This window comes from Acidovorax sp. SUPP950 (assembly GCF_030158935.1).
Classification (GTDB): Bacteria; Pseudomonadota; Gammaproteobacteria; order Burkholderiales; family Burkholderiaceae_C; genus Paracidovorax.
The window spans coordinates 138,154-164,345 of record NZ_BQXE01000001.1; the positions used below are offsets into that span (position 1 = coordinate 138,154).

Below are 26,192 nucleotides of genomic sequence, written 5' to 3' on the forward strand. Positions count from 1 at the left end.
GCTCCGGATTAACCCTTGACCGACGCCACCCGCCGCCCCCGCCGTTCCAGCGGCCGCATCACGCTCGACGACGTGGCGCGCGATGCCGCCGTGAGCCCGATCACCGTCTCGCGCGTGCTGCGCGGCGAACGCAGCGTGGACGCGCAACTGGCCGAGCGTGTGCGCGCCTCGGCCGACCGCCTGGGCTACGTGCCCGATCCGGCGGCGCGCGCCCTCGCCTCCCAGCGCAGCACCCAGGTGCTGGTGCTGGTGCCCATGCTGTCCAACACGCTCTTCGTCGATCTGCTGGAGGCGGTGCACCGCACGCTGTTTCCCGAGGGCTTTCACCCGCTCATCGGCGTGACCCACTACGACACCACCGAAGAAGAGCTGCTGCTGCGCACCTACCTGCCCCACCGGCCCGCCGGCCTGCTGGTCACCGGGTTCGACCGCAGCGAAACCGCCCGCCAGCTCATCGCCCGCAGCGGCGTGCCCTGCGTGCACCTGATGGAGACCAGCACGGCGCCGAACGTCGCCTGCGTGGGGTTTTCGCAAACCGCTGCGGGCGCGGCCATCACCCGCCACCTGCTGGACCGGGGCCGCCGCCGCATCGCCTTCTGCGCCGCCCAGCTGGACCCGCGCACGCTGCAGCGCGCCGAGGGCTACCGCCGCTGCCTGCGCGAGGCTGGCCTGTACGACCCGGCGCTGGAGGTGCTCAGTCCGGAGCGCTCGTCGGTCGCACTGGGCGCGCGGCTGTTCGAAGAGGTGGTGCGCCGCCTGCCCGGCGTGGATGCCATCTTCTTTTGCAACGACGACATCGCCCAGGGCGGGCTGCTGGCGGCCAACCGGCTGGGGGTGGCGGTGCCCGGGCGGATCGCGGTGGCCGGATTCAACGACTTGGAGGGCAGCGACCAGATGGTGCCGCCGCTCACCACCGTGCGCACGCCGCGCGCCGAGGTCGGGCGCGCCGGCGCGGCGATGCTGCTCGGGCTGATGCGCGGCGCGCCCACCGGGCCGGGATGCGTCGAGCTGGGCTACGAACTCGTCGTGCGCGGCAGCACCTGATCACCGATCCAGCGCGGGAATGGCCAGCGGTGCGCCGCGCTGGTGCGCATCCAGAACGATCTGCGTGGTGAAGCTGCGCACGTTGGGGTCGTGCAGCAGGCACGCCTCGCAGAAGGCCTCGTACGCCGCCAGGTCGGGCACGATGACGATCAGCACGTAGTCGACGCTGCCGGCCACGCCGTAGCATTGCTGCACCTCGCCGCGCTGTCCCACGGTCTCGCGGAAGGCCCGCGTGGCGCGTGCCGACTCGTCGATCAGGTCGACCTGCACGATGGCCGTAATGCCCAGGCCCAGCCGGGTGCAATCGAGCTGGGCGGTCTCGGCCTGGATGACGCCCGCCTCGCGCAGGCGCTTCAATCGCCGTTGCACCGCCGCGGCGGACAGGCCGACGCGCGCGCCGATCTGCTCGCTGGGCACGCGGGTGTCCCGCTGGTAGAGGTCGAGGATCTGGCGGTCGAAGGCGTCGAGGGGCATGGCGTCGGAGGGTTGCACGAAGGCCGCGTGGAAGGCGCCCACAATGCGGCGAGGCGGCGCTGGCGGGGGCGCGATCGCGGCCCGGCCCACCGCCCCGGTTTGCATACTTTGGGCATGACCATTATCGACACCCCCCACCGCCTCTCGCTGCGCAACATCGAGCGCGCGGCCTCCCTGATCGACCCCGTGTTTCTCCACAGCCCGCAGTACGAATGCGAGCCGCTCAGCCAGGCGCTGGGCGCCGTCCTGACGCTCAAGGTCGAAACGCTGAACCCGCTGCGCTCGTTCAAGGGGCGCGGCGCCGACTTCTTCCTCAAGGACAACGCGGCGGCGCTGGCCGGCCGGCCCCTGGTCTGCGCCACGGCCGGCAACTGGGGGCAGGCCATGGCCTATGCGTGCCGCGCCCGCGGCTGGCCGCTGGTGGTCTATACCGCCACCACGGCCAATGCCTTCAAGGTCGAGCGGATGCGCGCGATGGGCGCGGAGGTGCGCCTGCACAGCGACGACTTCGACACCGCCAAGGAAGAGGCCCGGCGCTTTTGCGCGTCCTCCGGCGCGCTGCTGGTCGAGGATGGGCTGGAGACCCAAATCAGCGAAGGCGCCGGCACCATCGCCCGCGAACTGCTGGCGCGCGATGCCTTCGATGCCCTGCTGGTGCCGCTGGGCAATGGCGCCCTGCTCAATGGCATGGGCCTGTGGACGAAAGCCCAGGCGCCGGCCACGCGGGTGATCGGCGTTTGCGCGGAAGGCGCGGATGCCATGGCCGCCTCCTGGAAGGCGCGCCGGCTGATCGAGCGGCCCGCCACGCAGACCATCGCCGATGGCATCGCGGTCCGGCGGCCCGTTCCCCAGGCGCTGGACGACATGCAAGGCCTGGTGGACGACGTGCTGCTGGTGAGCGATGCGGCCATCCGGCGCGCGATGCATCTGGTGTTCCAGACGGCCGGCTTGATGGTCGAGCCCGCCGGCATCGTCGGCGTGGCCGCGGTGATGGAACACCCCGTGCTGCGCTCGCAGAAGCTGGCGACCGTGCTGTGCGGCAGCAACCTCACCCCGCAGCAGATCGTGCAGTGGCTGCATTGAGGTCATTTCGGAACGCGGCGCCCAAAGAAAAAGCCCGGCGGACCGGGCTTGCTGTCGAGGGATCGGAGGACGCGGCCGGCGGCCACTCCCTCACGCCCGGATCAAAGCGGTGCCAGCGTGACCTCGACGCGGCGGGCTTCGGCGTTGCTGCCGCCGGCCTGCGTGACGGCGGGCTTGCGCAGGTCGATCTTGTCTTCGGGCACGCCGGCCGTCTTGAGCGCGTCGCGCACGGCCAGGGCGCGGTCCTTGGCCAGCTGCGCGTTGGCGGCGGCGTCGCCCGTTGCATCGTGGTAACCGGAGACCACCACCGAGCGGCCTTCGGCCACGGCACGCGACACGTCGGCCAGGGCCGGTGCGGCACCGGGAGCCAGGTCCGCACGGCCCGTGGCGAAGTAGAAGCGGACCACGCCGCCATCCACCACCACGCGGGCCACTTCGTCCTCGGCCACCACCAGCGTGCCGGCGGGTGCGACCACCACGGCGGCGGGCTCGACCACCGGGGCGCGCGCCAGGCTGCGCTGCTTGTACACCGTCACGCCCACCACCGAGGACACCACCAGGGCAATCAACGCGAACAGGAACCCGAGGGCAAAACGTTGCTGGCTGTCGTCATCGGAACTGCTGAAGGCCATGGGAAGAACTCCGTAAAGTAAATAATGGGGGCTGAAGACAACCCGCGATTGTAGAGTCATGACGCCGCTGCCCGCCCCCTTGCGCGACCCCGCCCCCCTGCTCCAGCGCACCCTGGACGAATGGGGCGGCCAGGACGATCTGTGGATCTTCGGCTACGGCTCGCTGATCTGGCGGCCCGATTTCGACTTCGCCGAGCAGCGCCCCGCCCGCGTGCATGGCTGGCACCGCGCCCTCAAGATGTGGAGCCGCATCAACCGCGGCACGCCCGAGCGGCCCGGCCTGGTGTTCGGCATGCTCTCGGGCGGCAGCTGCCGCGGCATGGTGTTCCGCGTGGACCGCGAGCACGCCCGCCAGACCATGGTCAACCTCTGGCAGCGCGAGATGGCGCTGGCGGTGTACGACCCGCGCTGGCTGCCGTGCCAGACGCCCCAGGGCACGGTGCGCGCCCTCGCCTTCACGCTGTCGCGCCGCAGCCCGAGCCATGCCGGCGTGCTGCCGGACGACGAATACCGCCGCATCTTCGAGCAGGCCACCGGCATCTACGGCACCACCCGCGACTACGCCCAGGCCACCTACGACGAACTGCGCCGCCTGGGCATCCACGACCGGGCGCTGGGCAAGCTGCTGGCGCTGGCGCCCGGCCACAAGCGCTGACCCGCGGCGCGCGCCGGGGCACAATCGCCCGATGAGCAGCAGCCCCCTTTCCTCCTCCATCGCCGACCTGCGCAAGAGCTACGAGCGCGCGGAACTCAGCGAAGACGCCTCCCTGGCCGATCCGCTGGCCCAGTTCGACCAGTGGCTGCAGCAGGCCCTGGCCGCCCAGGTGCCCGAGCCCAACGCCATGACCCTCGCCACCGTGGGGCCCGATCTGCGGCCCAGCACGCGCATCGTGCTGGTCAAGGGCTACGACGAGCGCGGCATCGTCTGGTTCACCAACTACGACAGCCGCAAGGGCCGGCAACTGGCGGGCAACCCGTTCGCGGCGCTGCAGTTCCATTGGGTGGAGCTGGAACGCGTGGTGCGCATCGAAGGCACCGTGGAAAAGGTGGACGACGCCGAGAGCGACGCCTATTTCAAGAGCCGCCCGCTGGACTCGCGCATCGGCGCCTGGGCCAGCCCGCAAAGCCAGGTGATCCCCGGGCGCGGCGTGCTGGTGGCCAACGCGGCCAGGTACGGCGCGCAGTTTTTGCTCAGCCCGCCGCGGCCCCCGCACTGGGGCGGCTACCGCCTCAAGCCCGAGCAATGGGAGTTCTGGCAGGGCCGCAAGAGCCGGCTGCACGACCGGCTGCGCTACCGGGCCGATGGCGGCCAGTGGGTGCGCGAGCGCCTCGCGCCCTGACCGCCCGCGCCGTGCGCCGGCGCGTCGGCCCGGCCGACCGGGCGCCAGGCCTCAGTGGAAGAACCGCTGCGCGACGACCAGCATGAGCGGCACCGTCACCAGCGCCAGCGCGGTGGACACGGCGATGCTGGCCGTCACCTCGTCCTGCATGGTGTCGTAGCGCTGCGTGAACAGGAACACGTTGGCCCCCACCGGCAGCGACGCGGCCAGGAACATCACCGCCGTCGAGGTGCCGCCCAGGCCGAAGGCCCAGGCCAGCGCCAGCAGCAGCACCGGGTGCGCCAGGTTCTTGACCAGCGAAATGCGCAGGGCGTCGCGCGCATGGCGGCCCACCTTGCTGAACGCCAGCGTCACGCCCACCAGCAGCAGGGCCATGGGGCCGAGCGCCATGCCCAGCAGCTGCAGCGGCTTGTCCACCACCTCGGGCAGGTGCAGGCCGGTCTGCGCGAACAGCAAGCCGGCCAGGATGGGCAGCGGCACCGGGTGCAGGATGCCGTTGCGCACGGCCTGCAGCACCGTGTGCAGCATGGGGCGCGGCGCGCTGCGGCCGTCGCGCTGGCTTTCATGCGCCTGCGCCAGCTCGAACACCACCGTGGCCGCCGTGAGCAGGATGAGCGCGTGCAGCGAGATCAGCGTGAACAGCGTCACCAGCCCTTCCTGGCCGTAGACCAGCCCGACCAGCGGCACGCCGATCATGATGGTGTTGCTGAACATGCTGGCCAGCCCGAACGCGGCCGAGCGGGTGGAGAACCCCATGAGCGCCAGCGACACCACGAACACCAGCCCGGCCGCGAGAAAGTACAGGCCCACCGGCTCGAAGTTCAGGTCCTGCACGCGCGACGTGCCCATGGTGCGAAACAGCAGCGCGGGCGTGAGCACCAGGAACACCAGGTTGGACAGGTCCTTGACCGCCGAGGCCCGCACCCAGCCCAGGCGCCCGGCGAGAAAGCCGATGGCGATGAACAGGATCACCGGGATCATGGAGGCGAAGACGGGGGAGTTCACGGCGGCGATCCTGCGGACAAAGCCTTCGATTATCGGTGCGGTGCATCGCGCCCTGCGCACCGCCGCGTCCGATGGGTCCCGTGGGGTGGCGGCTCGACGCACCGGCCTGTCCTGTCCCGGCGGATGTCCAGCCGCCCGCGCGCCGGTGAGCCGCTGCGGCGTGCACACGCCCCCGGCCCGGCGCGCATGGTCCAGGCCCGCGCCAGTCCCAGACGGTCGGTACTGGCGAAAGGGGCGCCCTCATACCCTTGCGCCATACTTCAAAACGGGCTCCGGCGCAATCATCACTAGGGCATATTGCTATTAAATCCATAGCAATTCCTGGCGCCAATGCCCCAAGGACCCGGGCGGAGCCCGCCCGGGCGTGCGACGGCGCCCGGCGGCCCGGCCCCGGCGCCCGCTCAGAACGTTGCCTTCACGCCCACCTTCAGGCTGCGGCCCGGCAGCGGCGACTTCGGGAACGCCGTGGTGGTCAGGATCGAGGTGGCGCTGTAGGCCAGCTTGTCGGTGATGTTGTCGAGGCGCGCATACCACAGCAGGTTGCTGCGCGTGGCGCCGAACTGCACCTGCTGGTGGTAGCCCACCGAGGCGTTCCAGAGTGTGTAGGCGCCTGTGGCGCGGGTGCCGTCGCTGGGCACGCGGTCCTGGGCGGCCAGGTGGTCAAAGCCCACGCCGGCGCGCCACGGGCCGCTGGCCCAGGCCAGCGTGCTGCCCAGGCGCAGCGGCGCGATGCGCGGCAGCGGCTCGCCCGTGTCCTCGTTGGTGGCGCGCACGAGGTCGCCGCGCAGTTGCAGGTCGAGCGTCGATGCCGTGTCGCCGAACAGCGTGGCGCTGGCCAGGCCGCTCTCGCCCACCAGGCGCACGCTGCCGCTCGCCTCCAGGCCGTAAAACTTGGCGCGCACGCCCTGGTAGCGGTACTCGGGCAGCGCATCGGCCGTGCCGGCGGGCACGCGCTCGCCCTCTTCCGTCAGGCTGGCGCCCGTGGGCGTGAGGCCGATGTAGTTGGAGAACCGGCTGTAGAACGCGGTGACGGCGAATCGCTGAGGCCCGCTCTTCCAGGCGGCGCCCACGTCGATGCTGGTCGCCTTCTCCAGGCCCAGGCGGCTGTCGCCCGTCTCCCAGGCGCCGGTGGCGATGTGCGGGCCGTTGGCGAACAGTTCGTAGTCCTTGGGCGCGCGCTGGGTGTACGACAGGTTGGAGGTCAGCTGCCAGTCGGGCGCCAGGTTCACGAGCGCGCCCACCGCCGCGCTGTGCGGGTGGAAGGTGTGCTTGCCGGTGTCGAAGCGGTCGGTGTCGGCGCTGCCGAACGATTCCACGCTCACCTGCTCGGTGCGGGCGCCGAAGGTCAGCTTGCCCCAGCCGGTGGCCAGTTCCTCGTGCGCGAACAGCGCGGTGGACCGGCTGCGGCTGTAGGGCGCGAAGGCCTCTTCGCCCACCGCCGAGAAGCGCGACGATTCGGCCTGCAGGCCGATCACGCCCTGCAGCGCGCCCAGCGGCGCGTGCTTGGCCTCCAGCCGCAGGTCGTTGCCCCGGTTGCGGAAGGTGGTGCCGGCCTCGCCGCCCTCGAATTCGGTGTGCACGTAGTCGGTGTGGCTGGCCTGCATCTTGATGCTCTGCAGCGGGCCCGCGTCGATGCGCCACTCGCCGTCCAGCGCGTAGCGGTTGGAGCGCATGCCGATGGTCACGTCGTCCTCGGCCACGGTGCCGTAGTCGTTGCGGTAGGTGCTGGCCGAGGCGCCCAGGTAGCCGCGGTCGAAGAACACCGTGCCGCCCACCGCGCCGCCGCGCGTGTGGCTGGCGGAGTTGCAGATGCGGCGCGCCAGGCCCGGCGAGCCGGGCTTTTCGCAGGCCAGGTCGGCCGGGGCACGCACGTCGTCGGTGTCGCGGTCGAACACGTCCACGTGCAGCGCATAGCGGTCGTTGCCGCCCTCCACCATCGCGCCGCCCGAGCGCTCGCCGTTGCCCGTGGCGGCCGCCGCCTCGGCCTTGCCGGCCACGCCGTTGATGGGCTCGCGGGGAATGCGGTTGTCGATCACGTTGACCACACCGCCCACGGCGCTGCCGCCGTACAGCAGCGCCGCCGGGCCGCGCAGGACCTCGATGCGCTCGGTCACCAGCGCCTCGGTGGGCACGGCATGGTCGAAGCTCAGGGCCGAGGCGTCCAGCGTGGCGCCGCTGTTTTGCAGGATGCGGATGCGGTCGCCGTCCAGCCCGCGGATGATGGGGCGGCTGGCATTGGGGCCGAAGTAGGTGCTGCTCACACCCGGCAGGCCGTCCAGCGTCTCGCCCAGGGTGGACTGGGTGCGCAGGGTGAGCGCATCGCCCGACAGCTGCGCGGCCGGCGCGATCACGGTGGCGGCGCCCAGCGGGTTGCCGGTGACGGTCACCTCGGGCAGGCGGGCGGTAGGCGTGGGCGTGGATGCGCTGGCAGCCGGGACGCCCGCGGGTGCGGGTTCGGCAGGTGCCTGGGCGATGGCGGCGGCCGACTGGGCATGCCCGGCCGGCACCAGGCCGGGGCCACCCAGCGCAAGGAGTGCGGCCCAGGCCAGGGGGCGCAACGTGGCACGGCGCGAAGCGGCGGTGCGGGGGGGGCGCGCGGTGGAGGTGTGGGAGTTCATGGACAAAGGCTTCACGAAAAAAGAGAGCGGCGGCCCGCACGTGCGGCTCCATCCGCGCCCGCCCGGACCACGCCCGGGCTGGCGGGACGGCCCCATCGCTGTGCAGGCAGTCAGGCCAAAAAGTGCCACCAGCGCATATTCATCTAGGGCAGGTAGCTATCAAAAAAGGAGTAGCCCCGCATGGCGGCCGGTGGCCGCACGGGGGCGCGCTTCAGCCCTGTGCAGGGGGCGCGCGGGCGAGAAAGGCCGAACGCTGGCGCGTGCCGGTGTGCGAGGGGTGCTCCGGCAGCGGTGCCTGCGCGGCGCCGTGGGCCGCCGGCAGCACCAGGGCCGCCAGGAGCGCGCCGCCGAGCAGCAGCTGGTCCAGCAACTGGCAGTCGGCGCCATGGTGGCCGGCGAACAACGCGTGGAGTGCGTCGCCGCCCTGCCCTGGCCGCGCATCGGGCGCCGTGGGCGCCGTGGCATGGTGCGCCACGCCCGCCGCCCAGGAGACGGAGGCCGAGGCCAGGCCCGGCGCCCCGCCGTGCACCACCTGGTGCATGCGGCCGAGCAACGGCGCCAGCAGCAGCGCGAACGCGATCCACCAGACGGCGATGCGTCGGCGGTGCGGCAGTGTCTGCGGGCGCGCGGGTGTCATGGGGAATGTGGGGGCGGCGGGTCGGGGCGCAGTGTCAGCGAAGCGCTCGCATCACGGGACGGGCCTGGCGTCGACCATGCGGTAGAACAGGCCGTACTCGTCGTTGCGCAGCGTCTCGAAGCGGCCCTCGACCACCACGGGTTCGAGCGAATACGTGACGGGGGACGAGGCCTTCACCTCGACCATGCTCTCCGGCCCGCCGGGAATGCAGAAGGCGCAGGTGAGCGGCACCGAGGTGAGCAAAAAGTGCCGCTGTTGCGGCTTGGCCGTCATGGGCACCATGAAGCCCTGCACGCGCTGCACGGTTTGGTTCAGCGCCTTCTGCTCGGGGTTGAAGACCGGCTCGATGCGGGTCTTGAGGGTTTTCTTTTGCAGGTTGGTCAGCGTGGACCAGGGGACCACGTCGCTGCGCGTGGGCAGCGGCTTGATCGGGCTTTGCGGGCTGTGGTAGCCCGCGCCGTTGCCCGGGGGCAGCCCACCGCCGCCCAGCGGGGACGACAGCGCCGCGCCGGCACCGTCCGGCGCCTGCGCGCCGGCCACGCCGCAGGCCAGCAGGCAGGCGAATGCGAGGGGGATGGCTTTCATGCGGGGGTCCTCAAAAAGGCGGCGAACGGCGGCCGGGCGCCCTGCCCGGCCGGTGCGATTGTCGCAGCGCCCCGCCGGGCAGGGGCGCATGCGACGGATCGAATCGCGATCAATGCTGGTGCTTCATGCCGCAGAACTTGCCGATGGCCAGGCCCTTGCACGCCGCTTGCAGTTCCTTCTCGCAGGTGTCGTGGCCCTTGCCGGATTCCAGGCACTTGGCGGCGGCCTCGTGCGCGGCGGCCATGGCGCGGTGGCGCTGGATGTCGGCCTGGGTATCGGCGTCGGAATGCTGCTGCGCCTGGGCGGCAACGGCGGCCAGCAGCAAGATCGGTGCGAGCGCCAGGGCGCGGAGTCGGGAGGTGGCGGTCATGGAAGAAGTCCTTTCATTCAGGAGGTGGGTGACAAAAACAGGGGAAAGGGTTCGGGGGACGTCCAGGCATCGAGGCATCCAGGCATTCCAGGTCAGGGCCGCGCCAGCAGGTCGGCCACGTCCACCCGGTACGCCTGCACGGCCGGCAGCAGCGCCGCCACCGCCGCCACGGCCACCGCGAGGCCGGGCACCGCCCATTCCTCGGGCAGCCACAGCGCGCCGGTGACGGGCATGGCGTGCTGCGCCTGCAGCATCCAGCCCACCACCGCCGCCAGCGCATGGCCGGCGGCCAGGCCCAGGCCCGAGGCGATCAGCGCCAGCCACAGCGCCTCGGCCAGCAGCAGGCCGCCCACGCGCGCGGGCGAGGCGCCCAGCATGCGCAGCATGGCCAGATCGGCGCGGCGCTCGCGCACGGCGTTCCACAGCGCGATGAAGACGCTCAGCGCCGCCACGCCCAGCAGCACCGCGCCGAAGGCCTGCAGCAAGTCGGAGCCCACGCCCAGCAGGCGCAGCAGGCGCGTCACCTCGACGGCGGGCGCGGCGGCCTGCATGGGGGTGTTGGCATTGATGTAGCGCGGCAGGGTCACGGCCGCGAGCGGGCTGCGGTAGCGCACCAGCGCCAGCGTCACCTCGCGCTCCTGGCGCAGCGCCTCCAGATCGTCGGGGTCGTCGGCCTGCGCGCTTTCGTGCACCTTCCACACGGATTCGGTGGCGGTGAGCACCAGCCGGTCCAGCACGCAGCCGCAGGGCGCGAGCACGCCCGCCACGGTGTAGGGGTGGTCGCCGTGCGCGTGCCCGCCACCGGCCAGGCCATGGCTGCCCACGAACCGCCGGCCCAGCAGCGCATCGCCCTGCCCCGGCGCGGCATCCTGCGCGGCGCTGGCCATGGCGCGCGCCACCGCGGCGCCCAGCACGGCCTCCATGGGCTGCTGCCACAGGCGGCCCTGGGCCAGCGCGGCGCCGTAGTGCGCGGGGTACTGGGGCGTGGTGCCCACGATGCGGTAGCCCGAGAAGCTGTCGCCCAGGCTCAGCGGAATGGCCTCGGCCACCAGCGGCTGGCGGGCCAGCGCCTCGAAGTCGGCCAGGGCGATGTTGCCGGGCGGCACGTCGATGTGGAACACGCCCGCCAGGATCAGCTGCAGCGGGCTGCCCTTGGCCCCCACCACCAGGTCGATGCCCTGCACGTCGCGCTCGAACGCCTGGTCGATCTGGCGGCTGACCAGCAGCACCAGCGTGACCGCGGCGAGGCCGAGCGCGAGCAGCAGCAGGTTGAGCGCGGCCGGCAGCGGGCGCGACCACAGGTAGCGCCACGAAAGGCCCAGGACGTTTGCTATATTTTTCATAGCGATATGCCCTAGGGTTGATTGCCCTGCAGGCCGATTTCATTCAGATCCAGGTGCTGGGCGCCCGGCCGGCCCGCCAGCGCCTGCGCGGCGCGCCGGTCGTGCGTGGCGACCACCAGGCTGGCGCCGCACGCCTCGGCGCAGGCCGTGAGCAGCGCCAGCGCATCGGCGGCGGCCTCGTCGTCCAGGCTGGCGGTGGGCTCGTCGGCCAGCAGCACCCGGGGCGACAGCAGCACGGCCCGCGCCAGGGCCACGCGCTGCGCCTGCCCGCCCGACAGTTGATGCGGCCGTCGGCCCGCCAGGGGGGCCACGCCCAGGCGGTCGAGCGCGGTGTGGATGGCGGCGGCATCGCGCGGCAGCCCGGCGGCGAAGTACGGCAGCGCGAGGTTCTCGGCCACGGTGAGCGCGGCGCTCAGGTGCAGGGTCTGCGGCACGAAGCCGATGTGGCGCGCCCGCCAGGCATCGCGCGCCGCGCCACCCAGGCGGTCCAGCGCCTGGCCCGCCACCTCCACCGTGCCGGCGCTCGCGCGGCGCAGCCCGGCCACCAGGGCCAGCCACGTCGATTTGCCCGAGCCGGAGCGGCCCTGCAGCAGCAGGCAGCCGCCCTGCGGCAGGTCCACATCGGGAAACCGCAGCGGTGCGGTGCCGGCGTGGGCGAAGGCCAGCGCCTGCGTGCGGATCACTCGCCGTCCCCGGGGTGCGCGGTTTGCGCGCACACGGCGCACCGGCCGCGCACGGCGACGTCCAGCGCCAGGCGGTCGTGGCCGGCCGAGGCCAGGGCCTTCAGCATCTGGCGCGCGGCCGCCTGCAGCGGGGCCGCCCCTTCGGTCACGGGAAACTGCCGGTGGCAGTCGTTGCACTCGAAATGCGGCGCGGCCGGCTCGCTCTTGTGGCCCACCAGGGTGTAGCGGGCCACGCGCTGGGCATCGATGTGCCGGCGCATCAGCCCGGCGCTGGCCAGCCGGTCCAGCAGCCGGTAGACCGTGACGCGGTTGACCACCACGCCCCGGCGTGCCAGGGCGGATTCCACCTCCGCGCCGGACACCGCGACGGAGGGCTGCGAGGACATCAGCGCCAGCAGCGCGCGCGTGGCGCGGGTGGAACGCAGGCCGGGCGGCAGGGCGCGGGGCGCGGAGGGATCGGGGTGGGGAGAACGGGGCATGGCGGGCGGCCGGCGGCGCGCGCAAAAGGCGCCGGGGATGGCTTGGTAACGCAAACGGGTTGCATTATGGCAGCTTTGCCCCAAGCCACCCTTCCCATTCGGCGGTCTGGCGGTTTGCCCGCCTGCCCCACCCGGCCGCTACGGCGCCTGCCCGTCCTGCAGTTTCCGGAGCTGGCGCCGCAACCGCACGTTGTCCAGGCTGAGGACCAGCCAGGAGAGGCCGAAGAGTCCGTAGAACACCGCCTGCCCGAAATACGCGAATGCCAGCCACGATGCGCCTGCGCACGCCAATGCCGTGACCAGCAAGTACGTTCCGTCTTTGAAGGGGGATGGAGCCATGGGATTCACCTCAGCCGAGGCAGGCTTTGCGGAGGCAGCGCCAGGGTGAGCCGCCCCGCGTGCTGGCGCTGGTAGATCTGCGGGTGGGTCTGCAGCACCGTGCCCACCTGCGGGTTGAGAAAGCCGTGGCGCGACGCATAGAACAGCACGTCCGACAGGCCGGTGCCGCCCGAGATCACCCGGCCGGTGGCCACGGCCGCGCTGCCCACCGCCGCCCCGGCGAAGTAGGCCACGCCCAATGCCCCCAGCATGGCCAGGCGCTCGGGCAGCGTGCCGGCGACGATCAGCTCGCCCACCGTCACCCGCGGCCCATGCACCCGGGCGGCGTCCACCAGGGTCTTGATGGTGCCCACGATCAACGCGTCATTCGGGAACGCGGTGGCGGGCACGGGAATCCCGAGCGCCTCCATGTTCTCCCGCCAATAGTCCAGCCACCGGGGTTCATTCTCTGCACCTGCCGACACGGTCCGACCTCCGCCTGAGTCCTTGTTTTGACAGGGCGCAAGTCTAGACAAAAACCGAAGGATTTTGCCGATGAATTACGTAACCACTGGTCGAATCGGTGGCGCGCGACCGCAGGCCACCGGGGCGCCGCCGGCTCAGTCCGGCTTCAGGAACCGGGTGAACGTCTTGCGGAATTTCTCCACCTTGGGGCCCACCACGAAGGCGCAGTAGCCCTGGCCGGGGTGGTTCAGAAAGTAATCCTGGTGGTAATCCTCGGCCGGCCAGTAGCCCTTGAGCGGCACCACCTCGGTCACGATGGGGGCGCCGAACAGCTTGTCCTGCGACATCTGCCGCACCATCGCCTCGGCTTCGGCCTGGTGCTCGGGGTTTTCGGTGTAGATGCCGCTGCGGTACTGCGTGCCCACGTCGTTGCCCTGGCGGTTCAGCGTGGTGGGGTCGTGCGTGGCGAAGAAGATCTCCAGCAGGTCGCGCAGCGCGATCACCGCGGGGTCGAAAGTCAGCCGCACCACCTCGGCATGGCCGGTGGTGCCGGTGCAGACGTCCTCGTACGTGGGGTTGGGCGCGCGGCCGTTGGCATAGCCGCTCTCCACGTCGGTCACGCCGCGAACGCGGTCGAACACGGCTTCGGTGCACCAGAAGCAGCCGCCGCCCAGGGTGATGGTTTGCAGTGTCATGGGATGGTCTTACAGGCAAGAAGTGGCGATCGGGCCATTATGGAAGTCCTGCCGCGTTGACGCTGCTCTGCGGGATTGCTACATTACTAACCAGTCAGTCATTAATTATGAATTCGTCTCCCTCCCCCGCCCCCCCGCCGTCCACCGAGGCCTCCAAGCGCGAGCGCCGCAAGGAGGCACGGCCGGGCGAACTGCTGGACGCCGCGCTGGAACTCTTCGTCGAGAAGGGCTACGCCGCCACCAAGGTGGACGAGGTCGCGGCCCGCGCCGGGGTGTCCAAGGGCACGCTGTTCCTGTACTTCCCGAGCAAGGAAGACCTTTTCAAGGAAGTCGTGCGCCAGAGCATCGGCCGCCACTTCCCCGAGTGGGACCTGGAGATCGACCAGTACCCCCACAGCACCGCCGAACTGCTGCGCTACGCCTACCAGCTGTGGTGGGAACGCATCGGCGCCACACCCGCCTCCGGCATCACCAAGCTGATGCTTGGCGAATCCAACAACTTTCCCGACATCGTGGCGTTCTACCGCAGCGAGGTCGTCGAGCCCGGCCAGCGGCTCATCGGCCGCATCCTGCAGCGCGGCGTGGACCGGGGCGAGTTCCGCGTGCCCGACATGGATTGCGGCATCCACATCGTGCTGGCGCCGCTCATCTTCATGACGATGTGGAAGCACTCCACGGCCTGCATGCCCGACCTGGAGCGGCTCTCTCCCGAGCGCTTCATCGCCGCGCAGGTGGACAACCTCCTGTGCGGGCTCTCCGTGCCGGTGGCCGCGCCGCCCGCGGCCCCTAAAATCGAGGGTTGACCCGATCCACGATCCCGCCCGGAGTAACCCCATGAACATGCCCCTGAACACGTCCGCCAACATCAGCGATCCCATCCTGCAGGCCCGCTACAACATGATCGAGCAGCAGATCCGCCCGTGGAACGTGCTGGACACCGACGTGCTGGACCTGCTGTCCGTGGTGCGCCGCGAGGAATTCGTGCCGCCCGCCTACCGCAGCATGGCGTTCATGGACATGGAGATCCCCCTCAATGCCTCCAACGAGCTGGCCCAGCGCCTGGGCCAGTGCATGCTGGCCCCGCGCGTGGAAGCCCGCCTGCTGCAGGACCTGCAGGTCAAGCCGACCGACCGGGTGCTGGAGATCGGCGCCGGCTCGGGCTATATGGCGGCCCTGCTGGCCCACCGGGCCGCGCAGGTGCTGGCGCTGGAGATCGAGCCGGACCTGGTCGAGTTCGCCCGTGAGAACCTGCGCAGCGCCGGCGTGCTGAACGCCGAAGTGCGCCAGGCCGACGGTGCCCAGGGCGCGGCGGCGCAAGGCCCCTTCGACGTGATCGTGCTCAGCGGCTCGGTGAGCGAGGTGCCGCAGGCCCTGCTGTCCCAGTTGAGCGAAGGCGGCCGGCTCGCCGCCATCGTCGGCCAGGAGCCGATGATGCGCGCCACCATCGTCCGCCGCACCGGCGACCGTTTCGAGACCACGCAGCCGTGGGACACCATCGCCCCGCGCCTGCTGCACTTCCCCGAGCCATCGCGCTTCACCTTCTGATCCCTTTTCGTCTTTCTCAGGAATCCGCATGATCGACCACGTCCGCCCCGCCCAGCTCACCGAGTGGCTCGCCGCCACCCCCGTCGGTGCCCGCCCGCTGGTGCTGGACGTGCGCGAGCCGTGGGAGCTGCAGACCGCGAGCGTCGCCGCCGAGGACGGGTTCGATGTGGCCGCCATCCCGATGGGCGAGCTGCCCACGCGCCTGGCCGAACTGGACCGCGATCGCCCCACCGCCTGCCTGTGCCACCACGGCGTGCGCAGCCTGCGCGTGGCGAACTACCTCGACCAGCAGGGCTTCGACCGCGTGGCCAACATCAGCGGCGGCATCGATGCCTGGTCGCACGAGCGCGACGCGGCGGTCCCCCGGTACTGATCGATCCCCGTGGCCGCGGCATCGGGCCCGGCAGCGTGGGGCGCCACGCCTTCCTTTTCCTGAAAGACGTTCATGACGACCTTGCTTCGGTGCATTCCCTTGTCCCTGGCCGTGGCCGCTGCGCTCGCCAGTTTCGGCGCGCAGGCCCAGAGCCTGTCCCAACTGGTGGAGATGGCGCGCGGCTATGACGCGCCCTTCCAGGCCGCCAAGGCGCAGTACGACGCCGCCGGCAGCCGCGCCGAGCAGGCCCGGGCCGGGCTGCTGCCCAGCGCCGGCCTCTCCGCCGGGGCCAACTACGCCAAGACCGAAGTCAACCGCCCGCCGGTGGACCTGAGCGCCCCCAGCCAGAGCGTGGGCCTGACCGCCTCGCAGCCGCTGTTCCGCCCGGCCAACCGCATCACCTTCGAGCAGGGCCAGCGCGGCATCGACATCGCGCAGGCCCAGCTCGAAGGCGTAGCCCAGGACCTCATCGTGCGGGTCAGCCAGGCGTATTTCGACGTGCTGGCCGCGCGCGACACCCTCACCTTCGTGCAGGCCCAGAAAGCCGCCGTGGCCGAGCAACTGGCATCGGCCAAGCGCAACTTCGAGGTGGGCACCTCCACGGTGACCGATTCGCGCGAGGCGCAGGCGCGCTTCGATCTGGTCGTCGCCCAGGAGATCGCCGCCGACAACGACCTGCGCGTGAAGCAGCTGGCGCTCGACCAGGTGGTGGGCCGCCCTGGCGTGGCGCCGCAGCCGCTGGCCCAGCCCGTGCGGTTGCCCGAGGTCGCCCCTGCCGACGTGGGCACCTGGGTGCGCTCGGCCGAAGAGCTGCAGCCGCAGGTGCGCCAGGCCGCCATCGCGCTCGACGTGGCCCGCCTGGAGACGAAGAAGGCCGAAACCGGCCACCTGCCCACCGTGGACCTGCAGGCCGGCTACAGCGTCTCGCGCAACCCCAAGGGCACGCCGACGATTCCCAACGTCAACTCCCGCACCAACAACACCACCGTGGGCGTGCAGCTCACGCTGCCGCTGTTCGCAGGCTTTGCCGTGCAGAACCGCGTGAAGGAAACCCTGTCGCTCGAAGACAAGGCGCTGGCCGACCTGGACAATGCCCGCCGCACCGTGGCGCAGGCCACGCGCGCCGCGTTCTACGGCGTGCAGTCCGGCCAGGGCCAGGTGCGCGCCCTGGAGGCGGCCGAGGCCTCCAGCCAGAGCGCGCTGGAGGCCAACCAGCTGGGCTACCAGGTAGGCGTGCGCATCAACATCGACGTGCTCAACTCTCAAAGCCAGCTCTACCAGACCAAGCGTGACCTCGCCCAGGCCCGCTACAACGTGCTGCTGGGCACGCTCAAGCTGCGCCAGGCGGCGGGCACGCTGTCGCAGGACGATCTGCTGGCCATCGACGCGCTGACGGTGCGCTGAGAGGCTGCCGGCCCTTGGCCCGTCCACCGTCCGCATCCTGCGATTGCGACTGTTGAAAGGCAGCTGCCGAGTCTGGGACATTGGCGTTCGAAGGCATCGGCGGTGCCGCCCCCACCATTGAGAAAATATGACTTTTCTGCTTCGACCCAACGCCGCGTGCTGTGGCACCGGCCGCGCTGCGCATCGACAACGTGCCTGGCGGAACGCACCATGGGTGCATCCCCGGCGTTTGAAAGGTCTGCATCTGCGTTCACCGGGCGGTCGGCTGTCCGACCTGCCACGGACGCCTTGGTGCGTGCCGAACGAAGCCCGTGGCTGAGCCGCTCCCCGTCGCACACCGCTGGTGGCTGGGCGCGTTCCTGGCCGTGTCCCTGGCGGTGCTGGCACTGTGCGCCAGCCATCCCCCACGCTGGGAGACCAATGACGACGTCGGCATGGCGATGGTGGCGCACGGCTACGGCATGGCCGCCAGCGGCTCGCCGAACCTGATTTTTTCCAATGTGGTCTGGGGCCACACCGTGCGCCTCATCCCTTCGCTGGGCGGCATCAGCGGCTATGTGGTGGCGACGTTCGCGGTTCTCGTTGCGGTCGGCACGGCCGTGCTGTACGGCCTGCGGAGCCTCGGACACGGCTGGTTGCTGGGGGGAAGCGTGGTCGTTTTCCTGCTGGTCCGGCCGTTGCTGCTCCCCCAGTTCACGGTCAACGCGGGCTTGATGGCGGTTGCCGCCGTCATCTGCTTGAACGTTTTCGCCCAGGCGAGACAGATGCCGGTGCTGTGGCTGAGCGTCGGCCTGCTGTTTCTCAGCGCCATGGTGCGCAGCCATGAATGCATGCTGGTCATGCTGGTCGCCCTGCCCCTGTTGCCCTGGCGTGCGCTGGCACGAGGCCACGCGCCACGCTGGGCTTTCGCCGTGCTCGCCCTGGCCCTGCTGGCTGCCGCATGGCTGGACTGGCAGGCCTACAGGGCGCCGGAGTGGAAGGATTTCAACGACCTGAACCTGGTGCGGGCGGCATTCACCGATTTCGGCGCCGGACAACATCTCATCACGCGTCCCGAGATCCTGGACCGGCACGGCTACACGGCCAACGACCTGGCCTTGGTAGGCAACTGGTTCTTCTCCGACCCACGCCTGGCCGATCCCATGGCCTTGAAGGCGATGCTGGCCGATGTCGGCTTTTTGGCACTGCGCACCGACGCGCTGGCCTCGGGCTGGGAAGGGGTTCGCGCGCTGTGGCAGCCGGATCTTCGGGTCTCGCTGGCCGCAGCGTTCTTGCTCGGCCTGCTGCTGCCGAATCGCAAGGTGGCCGCGACCTGGTTGCTGTGCATCGCTGCCGTGTTCATGATGGGGCTGCTCGGCCGGCCTGGCGTCCTGCGCGTGTATGTGCCGCTGATGGCCCTGCTGACCGTCGCGCCGTTGCTCTTCAACGGTGGTGGGCGCCATCGACGGCGCCCCGTCGTCTTCGCCACGGTGATGGTGGCTGCTATGGTAGGCGCCTGGATGGCCGTCGGCTTTTGGCAAGCCTTGCAGCACAAGGACGAACAGGCGCGCAGAGAACTGGATTCGCTGCCGTCGGGATCGATTGTGGTCTGGGGCGCCGCCTTCCCGTTCGAGGCGGTCTACCCGCCGTTCAGCACTGCCGCCGTGCGTGAGCGATACCGGTTGTATTCGCTGGGTGCGTTCACCTGGGTTCCCGATACCGTCGCTCGGCAGGAGGACCAGGCCGGACGCGGTTTCGTCAGCCTGCTGCAGCGCGAGGAAGGGGTTGCCATCTTTGCCTCCGATTCGCATCTAAGCTGGCTGGACGTGTACTGCAGCCAGCGTCTGCACGGGGTGCCGGAGCAATTGCAGACATGGCGGGCAGGCAGCCAGCTGGCCAGCCGCCGCCGGTGCACCACAGTGCCATGACCGGGGCCATCCCATCCCGTATCGGGCCCACGTTGGCGCAGTGAATCTTCCGAAATGCTTTCGGCAGTGTGCTTTCAAGCCGCGCGCTTTGATCGCTGATAGATGGCATGGACCTCGTCTCGTGGCGGCAGTTCGCTGAAAAACGGGGCACGCAGCAGTTCTTCTGCACTGGCGCGCTCGTCCAGCCGCCTGTTGACCATACGGTTGAAGAACTGCACGATGTCCTCCTTGCTTTTTACCGGCAAAGTCCTCAACGCATCCATGAACGGAAAGGTCTCTACCGAAGACGCGCTGCTGATGCCGATCAGGCCCATGGGGAAGTCCGGCGATTTCAGGAAATGCACGAGCAACTGGGCCACGCTGTAGACGTCGCGCTTGTGGTGGCTGGCCGAGGCACGCATTTCGACGTATCCCCAGGTGCCCATGCGCAGGGGCTCGCCCTTCTCGACCCCCAGGCCCATGTCGATCAGCCGGAACATCTTCTGGCGCTCGTCGTAGAGCACGTTGTTGTGCGAAATGTCCTGGTGCACCACCCCCTCGTCGGCGAAACGCGAGGCGCCGATGAGCACGTCGGCCACCATCTCCCAGGCCAGGGCCAGGTACTCCAGCGGCTTGATGTTCCCCTGGTTCAGCGCCTGGCGGGACAAGTCGATCACCTGGCTGACCTTGGGGCCTTCGATCTTCTCCGCCAGGATCCCGAACAGGCTGCCGATCTGGACCAGGCCATAGACCCGCATGACCTGGGCGGTGTCGCCGAGCGCCGCCGCCACCTGGTATTCCTTGTGGATCTTGGCCTTTTCCTGCGCGATGGCATCGGTCGGGTCCGCGCCCTCCCCCAGCGTGTCGTACAGCGTGCGGGAGGCAGGGTTGGCAGGATCGGTGCTCAGCATGGCCTTGAACACGAAATCCCGCCCGCAATCCTTGCCATCGCGCCAGAAGTTCTCGGACAGCCGCACCGCGTAGGCCGTGCCCGCGGCGCCTGCGCCCAGTCGCCGCAGGCCCTGTGCGGCATGGGAAGTGCCGTCGCCGGAAGGCTCCAGCGCGACGGCGGTGAAGCCGTTGCCGATGTCCGCCGCGCCCGGTTTCATCGCCGCGAGTCTTTCCACCAGGTCCGGCGCGCTGCACTGCTGGCTGAGCTTGCGCACCAGGCGCGGGCTGAGCACCACGCCCGGGCTGGTCGAGCGCATCACGCTCTGGAGCCGTCTCTCCTGGCCCAGGGCCAGGGCAGCATTCCAGGAATCGGACGCCCGGTGCCGCGCCACCGGCGTGGGTGGGTCCAGGAGGGCCGTGAGGATCGAAGGCGGGCTGGAGAACGCCCTCGCGCCCGGGCTGGACCGGGGCGTCGACAACGGGCTGCCGACCCCCGGCAAGGAGCGGGGACTGAACCACCCGGCCATGCGGTCGCCCAGCGCGGGAAGCTGCGCATTGAACCGCAGTCCTTCGCTGGCCCGCTCGCCCAGTGTCCGCCGCCTCCGCTCCAGCAGGAGCGACGGGTGGCTGGCCCCGGGGGCAGGAGTGCCCAGGTTGGCGGGGGGCGGGGTCGCCTGGCTGTCGGATTCTCGGCTCTCCGCCGCACTGCGTTGGGGGCTTGCAGAGAGCGGATGAGAGATCATGGAGGGGGAGCGTGCGGAGGGGATGCGGCAGGGGCCTTGACTACAACCCAGCCAGGCCGGTGCCATCCGCGCCGGCGCGAACCGATGCGCTGCATGGCGAACGCATCTCCCGGACCCAGCAGGTGCGCCGACGGTCGGGCCACTGTCCCCTGCTGCCGCCTCTCAGGGGTTTGACGGCTTCACCGCGCCATCCCAGTGCTCGGCGATCTTGCCGTTCTCGATGCGGAACATGTCGAACCAGGTGGTGGTGTACTGGCGCGTCGGGTCCTTCGGCTCGGCGTACTCGCGCACGAAACTCAGGATGACCATGTCGCGTTCGGCGACGATCGAGACCAGCGGCGCCTTGATGCGATCCTCCACGGGCTTCGGCGTGGGGTTCCGCCGCTGGATGAAACCCACCATGGCCGAGCGGCCGGTGGGCACGTTCGGGTTGTGCTGGATATACGACTCGGCCACGTATTTCTCGGCCTGGGCCACTTGCCCGGCCTCGAACACCTCGCGCCAGAAGTCGTAGACCAACCGCTTGTTGGCGCGCAGTGCCGGGTCCGCGCTTGCCAGCAACGGCGCCTAGTCGGCCGCGGGCTGAACGGGCACCTGCGCCACGGCGGCCAGCGGCAGGGAGGCGGCCAGCGCCAGCAGAAGGTGGGTGAGCTGTGTTTTCATGGATCGGTTGGGGTAACGGGTTGCGAGAAGGGACGGGCCATGGGCCAATCGCAGAGCGCCGGGTGCCGGGTGCCGGGTGCCGCCCGGGTGCTGCGATGTTCGCCGGTCCGCTCTTGCGGAACAAGCAGGGAGCCGGCGGTACCTTGCGCTGCAGCGCGCTGAAAGCGCTGATTCCCGGGTCGACGATGCGGTCACGCCGTTGGGACATTCGTTTCTGCAGCCCATGCCGGTCCTGATCGCCTGGGGCCGGCAGAACCACCAGAACGCGGGGCGGGACGGGCGGCGTGCGGGCCGGCGCGGCCCCGTCCGGCCCTGTGATGCGGAGAGGCACGCTGGCGCTGCCGGCGCGCCTCAAAGCTGGTGCGTCACCAGCTTGAAATCCGGATCGTCCGGGTATGCCTTCACCTCGAAGCCCAGGCGCCGCATCAGCTTGAGCATGCTGGGGTTGTTGGCCAGCACCAGCCCGTCGACCTCGGACAGGCCGCGGTCGCGGGCCACGTCCATGATGCTGAGCATCAGGCGCGATCCCAGGCCGCGGCCGTTGAAGTCGTCGGCCACCACCAGCGCGAACTCGCAGCTGGACTGGTCGGGGTTGGTCACGTAGCGCGACACGCCCACGATGCGCTCGGTGCCGATGATCTCGCCGTCCTCGCCCGCGCTGCGTTCGCGGTACACCGCCACCAGCGCCATCTCGCGGTCGTAGTCAATGAGCGTGAAGCGCGCCAGCATCGAGGCCGGCAGCTCGGCGATCTGCGAGATGAAGCGAAAGTACCGGCTCTCGGGCGACAGTTCCTTGACCAGCTTTTGCAGCATCTGCGCGTCGTCGGGCCGCACCGGGCGCACCAGGTATTCGCCACCGCCGCGCAGGGGCCACACCTGCTCGTAGCGCGCCGGGTACGGCAGGATGGACAGGTGGCTGTAATGCTCGCTGCGCCCGCCCATGGACTGCGCGGCGTGGCCGACCACGATGCGGGCGTCCACGGCGACAGCGCCCTGCTCGTCCACGATCAGCGGATTGATGTCCATCTCGCGCAATTGCGGCAGCGCGCACACCATTTCGGACACGCGCAGCAGCACCTGCTCCAGCGCCTCGCGGTTGGCCGCGCTGGCGCCGCGCCACTCGCCCAGCGTTTCGGCCACGCGCGAGCGCTCGATGAGCCGGCGTGCCAGGAACTGGTTGAGCGGCGGCAGCTCCATGGCGCGGTCGTCGATCAGCTCGATCATCGTGCCGCCCGCGCCGAAGGTGATCACCGGGCCGAACGGGTCGTCCGTCACCAGGCCGATGCAGATCTCGCGCCCGCGCCGGGCGCGCGCCATCTTCTGCACCGTCACGCCCTGGATGCGCGCGCCCGGCTGCAGGCGGGCCACGCGCTGCACCATGTCGGTATAGGCATCGCGCGCCGCCGCCCCGGTGTGGATGTCGAGCGCCACGCCGCCCACGTCGGACTTGTGGCTCACATCGGGCGAATCGATCTTGAGCGCCACCGGAAAGCCCAGCTGCGTGGCGATCATCATCGCCTCGTGCGCGCTGCGCGCCAGCAGCGTCTTGGTAACCGGCACGTTGAACGCAGCCAGCAGCGTCTTGGACTCCATCTCGGTCAGCACGTGCCGGCGCTCAGCCAGCACGCTTTCGATCATCAGCCGCGCGCCCTCGATGTCGGGCTTGGTCAGCGAGGTGAGTGGCGGCGGCGTCTGCTGCAGCAACTGCTGGTTCTGGTAGAACGAAGCAATATTACCGAAGGCCCCCACGGCCGCCTCGGGCGTGCGGAAGCTGGGAATGGCGGCCGCGCGCAGCACCTCGCGCGCCGGGCCCACCGAGGCATCGCCCATCCAGCACGCCAGCAGCGGCTTGCCCATCAGGCGCTTGGTCTCGGCCAGCGCGGTGGCGACCGCGGCGGCATCGGTGCCCGGCTTGGGCGAATAGATGGCCAGCACGCCGTCGATCTGGCGGTCCTTCTCGGCCGCCTCCACCGCACGCCGAAAATGCTCCGGTCCCGCCTCTTCCGACACGTCGATCAGATCGGCCAGGGACGCCAGCGGCGGCAGCTGCGGGGCCAGCGCCTCGGCCGAGGCCGGCGACAGGCGGCCCAACTGCAGCAGGATCTCGTTCACCCAGTCGGCCGCCAGCACGCCCGGCCCGCCGCCGTTGGTGACGATGGCCAGCCGCCGGCCCACCGGCCGGTAGCGCGAGGCCAGGCACTTGGCGGCGGAGAACAGCTCCACGAACGACCGCACCCGCACCGCGCCCGCGCGGCGCAGGGCCGCGTCGAACACGTCGTCGCTGCCCACGATGGCGCCGCTGTGCGTGTGCGCCGCCTCGTTGCCCGCCGGCTTGCGCCCGGCCTTGAGCACCACCACCGGCTTGGCGTTGGCCGCCGAGCGCAGCGCGCTCATGAAGCGGCGCGCGCTGGAGATGCCTTCCATGTACACCACGATGCTCTGGGTGCGCGCGTCGTTGGCCAGGAAGTCCAGCACCTGGGCGATGTCCACGTCGGTGTTCGGCCCCAGCGACACCACCGTGGAAAATCCCACCGCGTTCTTGGTGCCCCAGTCCAGGATGGACGCGGTGAGCGCTCCCGACTGGCACACCAGCGCCAGCGACCCCTCCCGCGCCAGCGGCCCGGCCGCGCTGGCGTTGAGCTGCAGGTGCGGGCGCTGCAGGCCCAGCGAGTTGGGGCCCAGCAGGTGCATGCCCTCGCGCCGGGCGATGTGCTTGAGCCGCGCCGCCTGGTCCGCGTCCATGCCGTGCGACATCACCAGCGCGGCGCGGCAGCCGATGCGCCCGGCCACCTCCAGCGCCGCCACCACATCCTCGGGCGGCAGCGCGATCAGGGCCAGGTCCGCCCGAGTTTGCGCCAGATCGGCCAGCGTGCCGCTGGTGTGGATGTCCAGGAACTGCAGCGTGCCGCTGAAGCGCTGCGCCCGCAGCGCGGTGTGCAGCGCGCGGGCGCACGGCGTGAGCGACTCGGGCGCATCGGCCCGGCCGGCCAGCACCACGATGGAGCTGGGGGCGAAGAGCGGGGTAAGGTAGTGTTTTTCGATCATGGCAGGCAGGCAGCGGGCAAGCAGACAGACGGGCAATCCATCGCATCGGTCGGCCAGGACGGACGAATGGGCGCCAGTGGCTGGCATTTTGCGGCATCGCGGCCACCGTGGGCGCCCCGGCGCTGGGTGATGTGCGCCGCCAGGCACGCGCCGTGGCTCCTGGCAGCCGTCAAACGGCCGTTACAGGTCCTCCGTGCGGTCCAGCCAGTCCGAGATGATCGCGTGCACCAGCCACAGTGTCTGGAACAGCATGGCCCCGGCGAACGCGGCGATCGCCACGCAGGCCAGAAAGCAGGCAAAAACGTCCAACAGGCCCAGCGTGACCTGCGCCGCCGCCCCGATGAGCGCCGAGACGATGGACGCAAAAATCAGGTTGCTCACATTGCGCACCTGCGCATAGCGCCGGATGCGCGGGTCGATCTTTTTCAGCTGCGCGAACAGCTCGCGGTAGCCCGGCGTGTCGAACACCGTCTCCTTGAACTTGACCACGATGAAGATCTTGAGCGACAGCAGGAAGCTGCCCGTGGTGAGCAGGCCCGTGAACAGGCTGGCGCGGATCTTCTCGCCATAGAACTGCATGGCCCCATCGGCGTCGGGCACTCCAAAGACCACACCGGCCACCACGGCGGCCGAGAACAGCAGCGCCTGGAGCACATACCGCCTCATCGCATCGGCATCTCGAAAATGTGGCGGTGCTCGCGGCACTGCCGCAGCAGTTCCTCGACCACCCAGGCGGTGGAAAAGCGTGTCACGTCCAGCTGGTCGAGCCTGGAGGCCAGCTGGTCGTAGTCGTATTCGCCGAAATTTTCCGGGTTGTCCAAGATGGAAATCACTTTCTCGACGCCATGGGCATCCACCCCTTCGATGCGGCCGCGCTGGGGGCGCTCCGCCCTCACGCACGCCTGGATGGCCGCCGCCAGCATTTTGCCGGGCGTGCCCGCCACGAAGGTGATCTTGCTGGAGCGGTTCTTGATGTAGGCCGTGTGGGCCTTGAACTGCGCCTGCGGCACCTCGGGCGTGGCGACCACGTATTCGAAACTCTTCACCTTCTCCAGTTCTTCGATCATGGACTGCAGCGCCTCTTGCCGCACCAGCACTTCCCAGGAGAAGCGGGCATTGTGCTCGCGTCGGATTTTGACGCGCCGCGCCTCGGTCAACTCACTGCCACCAGCCGCCGCGATTTTCTCGGCGATCGCCTGCTCCTTGTACTGGTTGAAATGGGTGCCAGCCAGATGGCAGAAGGTGCTCACGCTGCAGGAGTGGTGGTAGTACTGGTACATGCCCGCCCCCGTGCGCTTGTGCAGCACGAAGAAGTTGAAATCCATCAGGCTGGCGTCGCGGCGCACCTGCGCCACGCGCACCAGGATGTTGGTGGGCGCCCGGACGAGTTCGCAATAGGTCTTGTGGTCCTTGACGGTGATGACCACGCCCACGTGGTAGTCGGGGTCCGCCGAATCGTTCAGGAAGAACAGGCGCTGCCCATCCGCGGGCGCGCTGGGATCGTAGCCCCGGGCGGAAAGGGCCTGCGCGAAGGTCTCCAGCGATAGGGGGCCTTGCGGTTGAAGGACAAACCGGAATCCCATGAATTTGACTCGCATTGCTTTGCCTCCTGAAAGGGTTGCATGGCCAGCGTGCGTCCCCCTTGGCAGGTGTGAGGCGGCGGGCGATGGATGCGGAGCCAAGGGGCGGGACAGTTGGCTTCGCGGTGGAGTGGAAAACGTGTTTCGGCCCTTGTACGGCCTGGGTTGGCCGAGGTACGGTGGGGTGTCTCACGCCGAACTGGCTCCATGCGCCGCCCAGGTCGTCAGAGCGCCACGAAGGATGGGAGAGAACTTGAAAGACTGTACTTAAAAACAGTGTTTCGGACAACC

Annotated in this window: 27 protein-coding genes; 9 read left to right on the forward strand and 18 right to left on the reverse strand. The window is 70.1% G+C overall.

All coding sequences use genetic code 11. From position 1 onward, the window contains the following. Positions 1-15: 15 nt before the first annotated feature. A complete protein-coding gene (gene gntR, locus AVME950_RS00705) occupies positions 16-1,044 on the forward strand; it encodes an HTH-type transcriptional regulator GntR (RefSeq protein WP_284428368.1) in 1,029 nt (342 codons plus the stop codon). Here the strand turns inward: gntR and AVME950_RS00710 are convergent, their stop codons facing one another. Beyond that, the gene (locus tag AVME950_RS00710; protein WP_284427879.1) at positions 1,045-1,518 is read right to left on the reverse strand and encodes an Lrp/AsnC family transcriptional regulator; all 474 of its coding nucleotides are present in this window, start codon (positions 1,516-1,518) and stop codon (positions 1,045-1,047) included. It lies immediately after the preceding gene. Between the two features lie 114 nt (positions 1,519-1,632). On the opposite strand from AVME950_RS00710, the gene AVME950_RS00715 reads away from it, so the two are divergent. Next, positions 1,633-2,601 (forward strand): threonine ammonia-lyase, encoded by a 969-nt coding sequence (locus AVME950_RS00715; protein ID WP_284428369.1) that lies wholly within the window; start codon positions 1,633-1,635, stop codon positions 2,599-2,601. Positions 2,602-2,702: 101 nt separating this feature from the next. Here the strand turns inward: AVME950_RS00715 and AVME950_RS00720 are convergent, their stop codons facing one another. After that, positions 2,703-3,233 carry an OmpA family protein gene (locus AVME950_RS00720; RefSeq protein WP_284428370.1) on the reverse strand — a complete coding sequence of 177 codons (531 nt, stop codon included), beginning with the start codon at positions 3,231-3,233 and terminating at the stop codon, positions 2,703-2,705. A gap of 58 nt (positions 3,234-3,291) precedes the next feature. On the opposite strand from AVME950_RS00720, the gene AVME950_RS00725 reads away from it, so the two are divergent. Then, on the forward strand, positions 3,292-3,888 hold the full coding sequence (locus tag AVME950_RS00725; RefSeq protein WP_284401998.1) for a gamma-glutamylcyclotransferase: 597 nt from the start codon (positions 3,292-3,294) through the stop codon (positions 3,886-3,888). 31 nt (positions 3,889-3,919) lie between these two features. Then, positions 3,920-4,573, forward strand: coding sequence for a pyridoxamine 5'-phosphate oxidase (pdxH, locus tag AVME950_RS00730; protein WP_284428371.1), 654 nt, complete (start codon positions 3,920-3,922; stop codon positions 4,571-4,573). Positions 4,574-4,624: 51 nt separating this feature from the next. On the opposite strand, the gene AVME950_RS00735 is transcribed toward pdxH, so the two are convergent. The 11 genes from AVME950_RS00735 to msrA form a co-directional block, all read right to left on the reverse strand. Beyond that, positions 4,625-5,578 (reverse strand): AEC family transporter, encoded by a 954-nt coding sequence (locus tag AVME950_RS00735; protein WP_284428372.1) that lies wholly within the window; start codon positions 5,576-5,578, stop codon positions 4,625-4,627. A 401-nt stretch (positions 5,579-5,979) separates the two neighbouring features. After that, positions 5,980-8,196, reverse strand: coding sequence for a TonB-dependent receptor (locus tag AVME950_RS00740; RefSeq protein WP_284428373.1), 2,217 nt, complete (start codon positions 8,194-8,196; stop codon positions 5,980-5,982). A 211-nt stretch (positions 8,197-8,407) separates the two neighbouring features. Continuing rightward, positions 8,408-8,833 carry a hypothetical protein gene (locus tag AVME950_RS00745; protein ID WP_284428374.1) on the reverse strand — a complete coding sequence of 142 codons (426 nt, stop codon included), beginning with the start codon at positions 8,831-8,833 and terminating at the stop codon, positions 8,408-8,410. A gap of 51 nt (positions 8,834-8,884) precedes the next feature. Then, the gene (locus AVME950_RS00750) at positions 8,885-9,418 is read right to left on the reverse strand and encodes a DUF3299 domain-containing protein (RefSeq protein ID WP_284413182.1); all 534 of its coding nucleotides are present in this window, start codon (positions 9,416-9,418) and stop codon (positions 8,885-8,887) included. A 109-nt stretch (positions 9,419-9,527) separates the two neighbouring features. Then, the gene (locus tag AVME950_RS00755) at positions 9,528-9,788 is read right to left on the reverse strand and encodes a hypothetical protein (RefSeq protein ID WP_284428375.1); all 261 of its coding nucleotides are present in this window, start codon (positions 9,786-9,788) and stop codon (positions 9,528-9,530) included. A 92-nt stretch (positions 9,789-9,880) separates the two neighbouring features. Further along, a complete protein-coding gene (locus AVME950_RS00760; RefSeq protein ID WP_284428376.1) occupies positions 9,881-11,131 on the reverse strand; it encodes an FtsX-like permease family protein in 1,251 nt (416 codons plus the stop codon). 11 nt (positions 11,132-11,142) lie between these two features. After that, positions 11,143-11,814, reverse strand: coding sequence for an ABC transporter ATP-binding protein (locus AVME950_RS00765; protein WP_284428377.1), 672 nt, complete (start codon positions 11,812-11,814; stop codon positions 11,143-11,145). Beyond that, a complete protein-coding gene (locus AVME950_RS00770) occupies positions 11,811-12,293 on the reverse strand; it encodes a Fur family transcriptional regulator (RefSeq protein WP_284413175.1) in 483 nt (160 codons plus the stop codon). Before AVME950_RS00770 ends, AVME950_RS00765 begins: the two co-directional genes overlap by 4 nt. Before the next feature lie 138 nt (positions 12,294-12,431). Then, positions 12,432-12,632 carry a hypothetical protein gene (locus AVME950_RS00775; RefSeq protein ID WP_284428378.1) on the reverse strand — a complete coding sequence of 67 codons (201 nt, stop codon included), beginning with the start codon at positions 12,630-12,632 and terminating at the stop codon, positions 12,432-12,434. 5 nt (positions 12,633-12,637) lie between these two features. Further along, the gene (locus AVME950_RS00780; RefSeq protein WP_284428379.1) at positions 12,638-13,096 is read right to left on the reverse strand and encodes a hypothetical protein; all 459 of its coding nucleotides are present in this window, start codon (positions 13,094-13,096) and stop codon (positions 12,638-12,640) included. A gap of 135 nt (positions 13,097-13,231) precedes the next feature. After that, positions 13,232-13,771, reverse strand: a complete 540-nt coding sequence (gene msrA / locus AVME950_RS00785) for a peptide-methionine (S)-S-oxide reductase MsrA (protein WP_284428380.1) — start codon at positions 13,769-13,771, stop codon at positions 13,232-13,234. Between the two features lie 107 nt (positions 13,772-13,878). Between msrA and AVME950_RS00790 the strand changes: the two genes are divergently transcribed. The 5 genes from AVME950_RS00790 (at position 13,879) to AVME950_RS00810 (ending at position 19,000) form a co-directional block, all read left to right on the forward strand. Beyond that, on the forward strand, positions 13,879-14,574 hold the full coding sequence (locus AVME950_RS00790; protein ID WP_284428381.1) for a TetR/AcrR family transcriptional regulator: 696 nt from the start codon (positions 13,879-13,881) through the stop codon (positions 14,572-14,574). A 31-nt stretch (positions 14,575-14,605) separates the two neighbouring features. After that, the gene (locus AVME950_RS00795; protein ID WP_284428382.1) at positions 14,606-15,316 is read left to right on the forward strand and encodes a protein-L-isoaspartate O-methyltransferase family protein; all 711 of its coding nucleotides are present in this window, start codon (positions 14,606-14,608) and stop codon (positions 15,314-15,316) included. Positions 15,317-15,344: 28 nt separating this feature from the next. Further along, a complete protein-coding gene (locus AVME950_RS00800; RefSeq protein ID WP_284428383.1) occupies positions 15,345-15,689 on the forward strand; it encodes a rhodanese-like domain-containing protein in 345 nt (114 codons plus the stop codon). A gap of 72 nt (positions 15,690-15,761) precedes the next feature. Next, entirely contained in the window at positions 15,762-17,093 is a 1,332-nt protein-coding gene (locus tag AVME950_RS00805; RefSeq protein WP_284428384.1) for a TolC family outer membrane protein, read from the forward strand. Positions 17,094-17,404: 311 nt separating this feature from the next. Beyond that, on the forward strand, positions 17,405-19,000 hold the full coding sequence (locus AVME950_RS00810; RefSeq protein WP_284428385.1) for a hypothetical protein: 1,596 nt from the start codon (positions 17,405-17,407) through the stop codon (positions 18,998-19,000). Between the two features lie 74 nt (positions 19,001-19,074). Here AVME950_RS00810 and xopAU read toward each other — a convergent pair whose 3' ends face one another. From xopAU to AVME950_RS00835, 5 genes are all read right to left on the reverse strand, one after another. Next, positions 19,075-20,613, reverse strand: coding sequence for a serine/threonine protein kinase (xopAU, locus tag AVME950_RS00815; RefSeq protein WP_284428386.1), 1,539 nt, complete (start codon positions 20,611-20,613; stop codon positions 19,075-19,077). Positions 20,614-20,775: 162 nt separating this feature from the next. After that, entirely contained in the window at positions 20,776-21,174 is a 399-nt protein-coding gene (locus AVME950_RS00820; RefSeq protein WP_284428387.1) for a nuclear transport factor 2 family protein, read from the reverse strand. 453 nt (positions 21,175-21,627) lie between these two features. Next, entirely contained in the window at positions 21,628-24,321 is a 2,694-nt protein-coding gene (locus AVME950_RS00825; RefSeq protein ID WP_284428388.1) for a bifunctional acetate--CoA ligase family protein/GNAT family N-acetyltransferase, read from the reverse strand. A gap of 180 nt (positions 24,322-24,501) precedes the next feature. Further along, a complete protein-coding gene (locus AVME950_RS00830) occupies positions 24,502-24,975 on the reverse strand; it encodes a hypothetical protein (protein ID WP_284428389.1) in 474 nt (157 codons plus the stop codon). A gap of 8 nt (positions 24,976-24,983) precedes the next feature. Further along, positions 24,984-25,919 carry a hypothetical protein gene (locus tag AVME950_RS00835; RefSeq protein ID WP_284428390.1) on the reverse strand — a complete coding sequence of 312 codons (936 nt, stop codon included), beginning with the start codon at positions 25,917-25,919 and terminating at the stop codon, positions 24,984-24,986. Positions 25,920-26,192: the final 273 nt, after the last annotated feature.